This is a genomic window from Kitasatospora sp. NPDC088351 (assembly GCF_040685575.1).
In the GTDB taxonomy this organism is placed as follows: Bacteria; Actinomycetota; Actinomycetes; order Streptomycetales; family Streptomycetaceae; genus Kitasatospora.
This window is the reverse complement of sequence record NZ_JBFBIL010000084.1, coordinates 21037-29044: the sequence shown is the minus strand read 5'-3', so window position 1 is coordinate 29044 and position 8008 is coordinate 21037. Positions and strand designations below refer to the sequence as shown.

Below are 8008 nucleotides of genomic sequence, written 5' to 3'. Positions count from 1 at the left end.
TCGCTGAGATCAGCGAACGCCTCCTACCCGAACGGCGTCAACGATCCTGCCCCCGCGTCATCAAACGCAAAATGTCCAACTGGCCCCTCAAACGCACCCAACACCGCAACTGGCCACCACCCCAACCAGCCACCGTCACGATCACCAAGCGAGACACGAATTAAGTCACCGGCATTGAGCCTAGCCCCACACCGTCGAAGGCGGAGGGGGCCGCACGCGGAGCAAGTTGTGCGGTAAGCGCTGCTTACCGCGAGCCCCGGCCAGCCGGAGCAAGTTGTGGGGTAAGGAGTCCTTACCCCAGCCCCGCCCCTGAGGGCGGAGCAAGTTGTCGCGCATGACGGTCCTACGGCCTCGCGCTATCTGCCCTGGTTGGTGGCTGCGCGAGGGCGCACAGCCACTAACCAGGTTCTTTCGCCAGGAGCCCCATGGGTTGGCTCGGCGATTGGGTGGCGCACGGTCGGCTCTTTGCGCGGCCGGGCTACGGGCGAATGACGATCGTGCTGATGGTGCCGTTGCCCCAGACGGTGGTGTTCATCATCATTCGTCCGTCCAGGGAAGCCGCAGTGAACTCCGGGACGAAGCGAGCGGTGAAGAGCGTTGCGAACCCGCTCCTCAGGAGATCCGCCTCGCTCCCTACCAAGTCCCACTGGTCGAGTAGCCGCACTCGAAGCCACACCGTGTACGGCTCTTCGTCCGGATCCTTCCCAAGGCGCGCGCGGCCGACTGCGAGCAGGAACTCGCGGTTCCCGTCGAACAGCCCGTACTGCGTCGCCATCCGGTGCCAGCTCGCGTTGACCTTCTCGGCCATGTCCGAAGCGTCCAGATCGGCAACCTCGTGCTCGTGTGAGTCGAACCGCCCGTGCTCGGGTCCGGCGCTTGCAGGCGAGTGGCCCGGCGGGAGAGGCGGCAGTTGGACCTCTCCTTGGACCCGTTCGAGGAAGCGGAGCCCAGCGGGTGCGAGCAGGTTGTCTATCTCGGCATCGGTGAGAGTCACAGCGGCACGGTAGCCGCAGAGCGCGGCCTCCTGGTCAGAATTTTCAGGAGGCCCGGAGTTGTAGTCAGTTGTCGAACCAGACGACGAGCCGCACATTCTCTCCGCCATGCACATCGGCGAGGGCGCTCATGGCCTTCCATACCGGTGCCCACTCGCCGTCCTCCGGCACGGCGTCCCGGCGCACCATTCGCACGACGCGGAACAGCCTCCCGCCCTCGGTCCATTCCGCGCCTTCCGGCCTTTGGCGGCCGCGGAATGACTTGCCCGTCCGTACCCAACCCCGGTCCGGCGTGCGGGTGTACTCGTGAACGCGCTCGTCCACGGCGTCGGCGGGTTCGTCCCAGTCGACCGTGGCCAGTTCGGCCCAGCTGATCCAGGACGGGCTGTGCCCATCGGGGGCCCATTCCTCGTACGCCTGTCGGGTCTGGGGCGACACGTCGGCGGGTATGCCTCGATCTCCGGCCAGTGGGCGGAAGCCGGCATGGTTCCGCACGCCGAACAGGCAGCCGAAGGCGTCGTAGCTCCGCCCGCCGTACAGCAGGTCCAGGTCTATCGCCGCGTGCCAGCGCGCCTTGTCCTCGTCGAGCGTGCCGTAAGTGGCCCGGCACTCGACGAACCCGTGTATGTCGGCTCCCATGCGATCGGATTCTCCGGGCCGGACGGACAGACCGCCAGGAGTTTTCAGGCTGTCCGTCCTGGTCGGACGCGTCGAAGCGGACGGTTGGCTGAGTGGGGGCGACACGGCAGTTGCTGTGCCCCAGGAGGAGCAAGTTGTCGCGTTGGATATCCCAAGGGCTATTCGGCGCCAGCCCCTCGAACGGCGGGCTGGGCGCTGGTGATCTCGGAGAGCCGCCTCCGCAGGGGCTTCTCCAGGTCGAGGTTGTCGCCTCGGGTGGTGGTCTGCAGCAGTTCGGTGATGACCACGAGTTCGGCGAACCTCCCTGCGGCCGTGTCGAGGATGTGTCCGAGCCGCCGCCGGGCTTCGGCGGCGGTAGTAGGCACCAGGAGGCTGTAGGAGTACAGCAGTGCGGCGTCGTATCCGGCAGGCGCGATACCCCAGCCTTCCCAGTCGAGGATGGTGAGGGTCGGGCCGGTGAGGTTGGCCCAGTGCAGGTCGCCGTGGGCGGTGGTCCAGGCGGGTGCCTTGGTGTCGATCTCCATGCCGAGGTACTGCGGCATGGCGCGGTCGAGGTATTCCTGGCGGACTGCCACTCGTTCGCTGGGGACGGTGACGATGGCGTCGAGTGCGGTGCTGAGTGCGTCCCACCAGGTGTCGTCCAGGTCGGGAGCCTTCCGGAGGGTCGGCTCGTGGGCGGTGATGGTGGGGACGGTGACCCTGTCGTACAGCTCGGCCAGGTAGCCGTGCTCGCCGTTGGTCCAGGTGTGTCGGCCCCTCAGATGCGGCCTGGGGACCGCAGGGGGCATGAGCCGTTCTGCCTCCTGGGGCCCCTCCCAGAGCTTGCCGCCTGCCTTGTCGGCCGGGGCGGACACCAGGCGAAGCCATCCCTCACCGGACGCCGTGGCAACCGGGCGGCTGAGGGTACGTCCACGCCAGCCCCATGCTTCGCGCGAGCCGATCGGTGTCGCGTCGAGCACCGCTGCGGCTGTGGCGTGCATCCCGCGCATCCGCTCGGCGATGTCCGGGTCAGGTTCCGAGTACATCAACGACCTTTCGCAGCAAGTCCGGAGACAACGGCGGATGGCCGACGGCATCGGCGGCCTGCGTCCAGTGTTCCGGATTCCCCGTCGACAGAAGTACGCGCCTCACTCCGGTGGTCGAGGCGACGACGGCGAGGGCAGCCTGCGCGGGCGTGCTGCCGGGGCTGATCAGGTCGGTCAGCTCACGGGTCACGATGCCGGGGATCTCGCCACCGTGGAGCGGGGCGGAGGCGAACACCTCCAGTCCTGCATCCAAGGCATCGATCAGCGGGCCGTGTCCGTTGAGGGCCTGGGCGACGGGCGCGAGGTGGACGAGGGAGACGGGGAGTTGGATGGCTCGTAGGCGGTGTTGCGGGCCGCCGGCCTTGGTTGCGAGTTCGAGCAGGGCAGACACGTCGAAGAGCCTGCTGCTGAAACCGTGCCAGGTCGCCACTCCGTAGGAACTGATGACGCGCTGGCTGCACGCCTCCTCCAAGGCGAGGAACGCGGCGTAGAGGCGGTCGGCGATCTCGACTTTCTGGCAGTTGTGTTCCGGGTTGTGCAGGAACACGACGTCGGGGATGCGGCCGAGCATTCGCCTGCTACGGGCGACCTGCCAGGCGATGTAGTCCGGTGTCAGGCAGTGGCCGCGCTTGGCTTCACCGGCGGACAGCGCACCAGCGCGCACGCCGATCCGCCTGGCGCTGGGAGGGACGAAACCCACCTTCGTGGAGACGCGAAGATCCGGATACGCCGCCAGAACCAGGGCCAGTGCCGCCTCCGCCCGACCACCCTCGTAGTTGGGCGCGGTATCCACCCAGTCGGCACCTCGGGCAGCGGCCCTCACTGCGGCCTCGGCCACATCGTGACAGCGGTAAGTGCCGAGGCCCAGCCGGGCGGTCATCGTGGGCCTCCGATCGCAGCGGCCTGGCCGTCGACCAGCTCCGTCACGACACCGGCCGCTTGGCCGAGAGTGATGCGTGCGGCCTGAGCGAGATCGGCCAGCCGGTAAGGTTCCCCGTCGGCGAGGAGCGCGAGCATCGGCTCGGCCTTGGCGGCGAAGGTCCACTCCTCGCCTCCGGCGGTAAGCCGGACTGTGCCGTCGGGCATGGCCGCGAGCGCGGGCCGCGTGGTGACCAGGCGCACCTGCAGGTCGGCTTCCGGTGGGGCCGCCGTGATGTGGGGCAACGACGGTGCGAGCCGGGCTCGCTCGGTGGCGTCGCGGGCGGCGGAGAAGCGGGCGATCAGGTCGTCGCGCTCCAGCTCGGTCTCGATGAGCTTGCCGATCGTGTTGAGGAAGGCGCGTTGCTCCTCGACGGCCCCGAAGCGCGGGACATCCGCTCGGATGGCCTCGTGAGCACGCAACATCTCTGACAGCCAGGTGATCAAGTCGGCACCCGTCGTGCTCTGCAGCCCGCACGTGACGTGCAGCGAGTGCTGGCCCTCGGAGGCGGCGACGGCGTGCCACCAGCCCCGGGGCAGATAGAGCACATCGCCGGCGGTGAGGACCAGATCGGCGACGGGCTCCTCGGGCGGTGGCTCGGGCGTCTCGACGTCGCGGTGCATCGGCAACGCGCGGGTGGGGCCGTAGATGCGCCAGCGCTTCGCGCCGTCGAGCTGGACGACGACCACGTCGTGATCGTCCCAGTGGACGCCGAAGCCCTCGGTGCCGGTCCAGGAGGCGTACAGGTTGACCTGCACGCCGGTTCGCAGCCAGCGCTCCAGCTGGCCAGCCAGAGCGCCGATTCCGGCGTGGAGTTCGTCGACGGCGTCCAGGACCAGCGTGGCAGCCTCGGCGAGGCGCTTGTGCAGTTCGGAGGGCTGGAGGCGGTGCCAGACCGTGCTTCGCCGGGTGACGATCGGCTGGGAGTACGTGTGCGCGGGCACCTGCTCGCCGTTGGCGGCGAGGCGGAAGCGAGGGGGTTCGAACCGGTGGTGGGTCAGGATGGCGTTGAGGTCATCCCAGCTCATCAGTCCGGCGAGTGACGCGGCTTCGCCGCGTGCGACCTTGAAGCTGCGGCCGAGCGTCTGGGCGAGGAAGTCATCCCCGCCCAGACGCTCAACCACCGAGAAGTGCTCGGCGGTCATCGTGATGCAGCCGTCAGTCGTTGGTGTCGGTTCGGCCGGTGGAGCCACCGTCCGACGGCTGCTCGCCACGCGAGCGGGCCGCGGCGACCTTCGTACGGGCGACCAGAAGGCCGTCGCCCTCCAGCTCGGCGCTGGTCGTCAGGTTCTCGGGCATGAAGCACTCCTTCGGTTTCATGGGGCGGGCCGACTGCCCGGCCCCGTCGTGGGTGCAGCGATGGATCCGTTGCCAGGGCAATCCGTTGGCAAGGAACCGCAGGTGCTTTTGCCACCTGGCTGTTGACCAGCGCGGCCACCTGTATCCCCCCAAGCCCGCGTCGGGGCGGGAGGAAGTCTTGTCAGGCGCTGGTCGAGACGACGTCCCCCGCCTTCGGGGCCGCAGCCCTCACCAACGCGGTGAGTCGCTCGTCACCCGAGACGGCAGCGTTGGTGCCGACCTCGAACCAGATCCGCTTGCCGGCGGGGTCCGGCTCGGCGCCCCAGTTCGTCGCGAGCGCTGCCACGAGGAACAACCCTCGCCCGTCGGTGGCGTCGAGATCGATCCCACCTGCAGTCGGCAGTTCGTGGCCGGCGTCCGTCACCTCGACGCGCAGCCGTTCACCGTCCCAGGACACGCACACGACGCACGGGGCGTCGGTGTGGGACACGGCGTTGGTGATCAGCTCGTTGGCCAGCAACTCGACATCGCGGAGCGCGTCCTCCGCGAGCGGCAGGCTCTAACCGCGCACGGCCTGTATCACCCGCCGCCGGGCGTCCGGTACGGCCTCGGTACTGGGCAGCACGCGAAAGCCGAAAGGGGCGGGGCCAGTGGCTTGGCGGGTGGCGACGGACATGAGCGCGGACCTTTCACCGGGACGAGGTCGGCAGCGGGCCGATTCGCGCCGGGATTCACCCGGCAGGTATCTACAGAACCGCCTCCAACGCGGGTGAACCAGAGCAGAATTGAGGCGGCAATGAGGCATCCGTGCTGCAAACCCGGGCATGACCTGGCCTGTTATGGCTACGGACGATCTGACGTACCTCTGGAGGACGCGGGATGGCATCCAGGAGGTCCCGGCTGATCCAGCGCAGGGAGGCTGTCGGCCACACCCAGGAATCCCTGGCTGAAGCCCTCGATGTGGACCGTACGACCGTGGGGCGGTGGGAGAGCGGTAGGGGTGCCCCGCAGCCCTGGATACGGCCGAAGCTCGCCCGCGCTCTGGAACTCTCGGTCGACCAGTTGGCCGACTTGCTGGGAGTGCCCTCTGCAGCCGCCGAAGCTGTCCCATCGCCCAGCAGCGTCGGCAACGACTCGCCTCCTGTGCCTGCCCGGCGTACGGACCACGACAACGATCTCGTAGTGGCCGTGGCAGCCGACTCGACAGAGTCCGCGCTCTTCCTCCGCTTCGCGAGCGCGTCCAACGTGGACGACACGCTGCTCGAACAGATCGACGCCGACATTGCGAGGCTGGCAGGGGACTACGTGAGCAAGCCGGTGTCCGAGCTCTTCCACGACATCGGAACCCTTCGACGAGGGGTGTTCGACTTACTCCGAGGCCGCCAACACCCCTACCAGACAAGCCATCTCTACCTGCAGGCCGGACGCCTCTGTGGCCTGGCCACTCACGTCGCCCTCGACCTCGGCCAGTACACAGCTGCGGCTACGCATTCGCGAACGGCCTGGCGCTGCGCGGAGTCAGCCGGCCACAACGGTCTCCGGGCCTGGATCCGATCCGTCCAGTCCCTGATCGCATACTGGCAGCAGGACCACCACCAGGCCGCCGAGCTGGCCAGATCCGGACTCCCGTACGCAGACAGCGGGACGATCGCAACTCGTCTGCTCAGCCTCGAAGCTCGGGCCACCGCCGCGCTCGGCGACAGCGCGAGCGCGCTACGAGCCGTGGAAGCTGCCGAGGCGGCACGGAGCGCCGTAGCCGCGATGGACCTCCCCGGCGTATTCACGTTCCCCGAGGCCAAGCAATGGACCTACGCCGGCACCGCCCTCCTTGCTCTGGGCAGCCAGCGTCACGTGAACCGCGCCATCGAGGCGTCATCCAGGGCCATCGCCCTGTACGAGTCCGCACCGCAGCAGGAACAGTCCTCCGGCGACCTGCTGGCCGCCCGCCTCGACCTCGCCAACGCCCACCTCGCCCACGGTGACCTCGACGGCGTGCAGGAGAAGCTCGCGGTAGTGCTGGACGCCGCACCGGACCGGCGAACAGCGAGCATCTTCAGCCGCCTTCGGGCGCTGAGCACTCTTCTCGCTGAGCCAGCCTATGCAGGCTCCCCGATCGTCCTGAGTCTCCGTGAGAATGTCCGAGAAGCCTGCTCTCGACCCGCACTCACGAACCCTCCGGAGCTGCCACAGTGACGAGCAACACCGCACAGCAGGACGCCGCTGTCGCCGACAAGTCCATCCTCGCGAACAGCGCCTACGCCGACGGACGTCACCTGGCCGCCCGCCAGTCGATCTACCGGTGGCAGCAGCCGCAGTATGACCTGCCCGGGATCGTCCGGGACGAGCTGGCTGGGACCAGCGGGACCGTGTTTGACATTGGCTGCGGTAACGGAAAATTCGTCAGCCGCTTGCATTCGGATCGGCCCGATCTCCAGGTTGTCGGGATCGATATCTCGGCAGGCATCCTTGCCACGGTCGAGAAGCCGGTCTTGGTGGCCGACGCTCAGGCTCTGCCTTTTGCCAACCAAAGTGCCGACGCCGTGTTGGCCCTGCACATGCTTTACCACGTGGGGGACATCGAGGCCACGATCAACGAATTGGCTCGCGTGCTCCACCCCGATGGTGTCCTCATCGCCTCGACCAACAGTGACACCGACAAGCACGAACTGGATCAGCTATGGGCTAGGGCCGCAGGCGATGTTATGGGCATCCCTGAAGGGCCGGCCCGCGTCTCCCTCAGCTCACGATTTTCCCTTGAGAAGGCATCCAGCTATCTCGGGGAAGCATTCAAGAAAATCCGAGTGCGGGAACTCCCTGGGCTCATCGAAGTCGCTAATCCTGATCCGGTCATCGCCCATCTGGCCTCGTATGAAGCCTGGGCTGAGCAATGTTGTGTGCCATTTAATGAAACTGTCAAAAGAGCCCACGAGATCGTCGCATCAATCATCGCAGCCGAGGGGTCATTCAAGATCACCTGCCGGGGTGGAGTGCTGACGTGTTGGAATTAAAGCAAGTTGAAGTCCTCTAATCTTGGACAGCGATTTTCTGTGCTGCGGGGACGAAGCTGTGCTGCAGTCTGAATGGAGTTACCGTCGACCTGGACCGCTCAATACTTGGGATGGTCAGTCCCGGAG

The 8008-nt window shown here is 67.4% G+C and carries 9 protein-coding genes; 2 read left to right on the top strand and 7 right to left on the bottom strand.

Annotated features, from left to right (window positions below; genetic code table 11):
- Nucleotides 1-478 precede the first annotated feature (478 nt).
- From AB0P06_RS34345 to AB0P06_RS34315, 7 genes are all read right to left on the bottom strand, one after another.
- A complete protein-coding gene (locus AB0P06_RS34345; RefSeq protein WP_363614461.1) occupies nucleotides 479-994 on the bottom strand; it encodes a hypothetical protein in 516 nt (171 codons plus the stop codon).
- A gap of 64 nt (nucleotides 995-1058) precedes the next feature.
- A complete protein-coding gene (locus tag AB0P06_RS34340; RefSeq protein ID WP_363614459.1) occupies nucleotides 1059-1631 on the bottom strand; it encodes a hypothetical protein in 573 nt (190 codons plus the stop codon).
- A 158-nt stretch (nucleotides 1632-1789) separates the two neighbouring features.
- Complete coding sequence (locus AB0P06_RS34335) at nucleotides 1790-2656, bottom strand: hypothetical protein (protein WP_363614457.1); 867 nt, start codon at nucleotides 2654-2656, stop codon at nucleotides 1790-1792.
- Nucleotides 2640-3536, bottom strand: a complete 897-nt coding sequence (locus AB0P06_RS34330; RefSeq protein ID WP_363614455.1) for an aldo/keto reductase — start codon at nucleotides 3534-3536, stop codon at nucleotides 2640-2642. Before AB0P06_RS34330 ends, AB0P06_RS34335 begins: the two co-directional genes overlap by 17 nt.
- Nucleotides 3533-4720: a cupin domain-containing protein gene (locus tag AB0P06_RS34325; RefSeq protein ID WP_363614453.1), complete on the bottom strand. Its 1188-nt coding sequence runs from the start codon at nucleotides 4718-4720 to the stop codon at nucleotides 3533-3535. The genes AB0P06_RS34330 and AB0P06_RS34325 overlap by 4 nt, the downstream gene beginning before the upstream one ends.
- A 13-nt stretch (nucleotides 4721-4733) precedes the next feature.
- Nucleotides 4734-4874, bottom strand: coding sequence for a hypothetical protein (locus tag AB0P06_RS34320; RefSeq protein WP_363614451.1), 141 nt, complete (start codon nucleotides 4872-4874; stop codon nucleotides 4734-4736).
- A gap of 181 nt (nucleotides 4875-5055) precedes the next feature.
- Entirely contained in the window at nucleotides 5056-5430 is a 375-nt protein-coding gene (locus AB0P06_RS34315) for an ATP-binding protein (RefSeq protein ID WP_363614464.1), read from the bottom strand.
- Between the two features lie 323 nt (nucleotides 5431-5753).
- Here AB0P06_RS34315 and AB0P06_RS34310 point away from each other — a divergent pair, with 323 nt between their 5' ends.
- Nucleotides 5754-7067, top strand: coding sequence for a helix-turn-helix transcriptional regulator (locus tag AB0P06_RS34310; RefSeq protein ID WP_363614449.1), 1314 nt, complete (start codon nucleotides 5754-5756; stop codon nucleotides 7065-7067).
- Nucleotides 7064-7882, top strand: coding sequence for a class I SAM-dependent methyltransferase (locus AB0P06_RS34305; protein WP_363614447.1), 819 nt, complete (start codon nucleotides 7064-7066; stop codon nucleotides 7880-7882). Before AB0P06_RS34310 ends, AB0P06_RS34305 begins: the two co-directional genes overlap by 4 nt.
- Nucleotides 7883-8008: the final 126 nt, after the last annotated feature.

Bases quoted from the DNA above. Each gene is read 5' to 3' on its own strand.
- AB0P06_RS34335 (WP_363614457.1), bottom strand. From the start codon at position 2,656: ATGTACTCGGAACCTGACCCGGACATCGCCGAGCGGATGCGCGGGATG.
- AB0P06_RS34325 (WP_363614453.1), bottom strand. From the start codon at position 4,720: ATGACCGCCGAGCACTTCTCGGTGGTTGAGCGTCTGGGCGGGGATGAC.
- AB0P06_RS34310 (WP_363614449.1), top strand. From the start codon at position 5,754: ATGGCATCCAGGAGGTCCCGGCTGATCCAGCGCAGGGAGGCTGTCGGC.
- AB0P06_RS34340 (WP_363614459.1), bottom strand. From the start codon at position 1,631: ATGGGAGCCGACATACACGGGTTCGTCGAGTGCCGGGCCACTTACGGC.
- AB0P06_RS34330 (WP_363614455.1), bottom strand. From the start codon at position 3,536: ATGACCGCCCGGCTGGGCCTCGGCACTTACCGCTGTCACGATGTGGCC.
- AB0P06_RS34320 (WP_363614451.1), bottom strand. From the start codon at position 4,874: ATGCCCGAGAACCTGACGACCAGCGCCGAGCTGGAGGGCGACGGCCTT.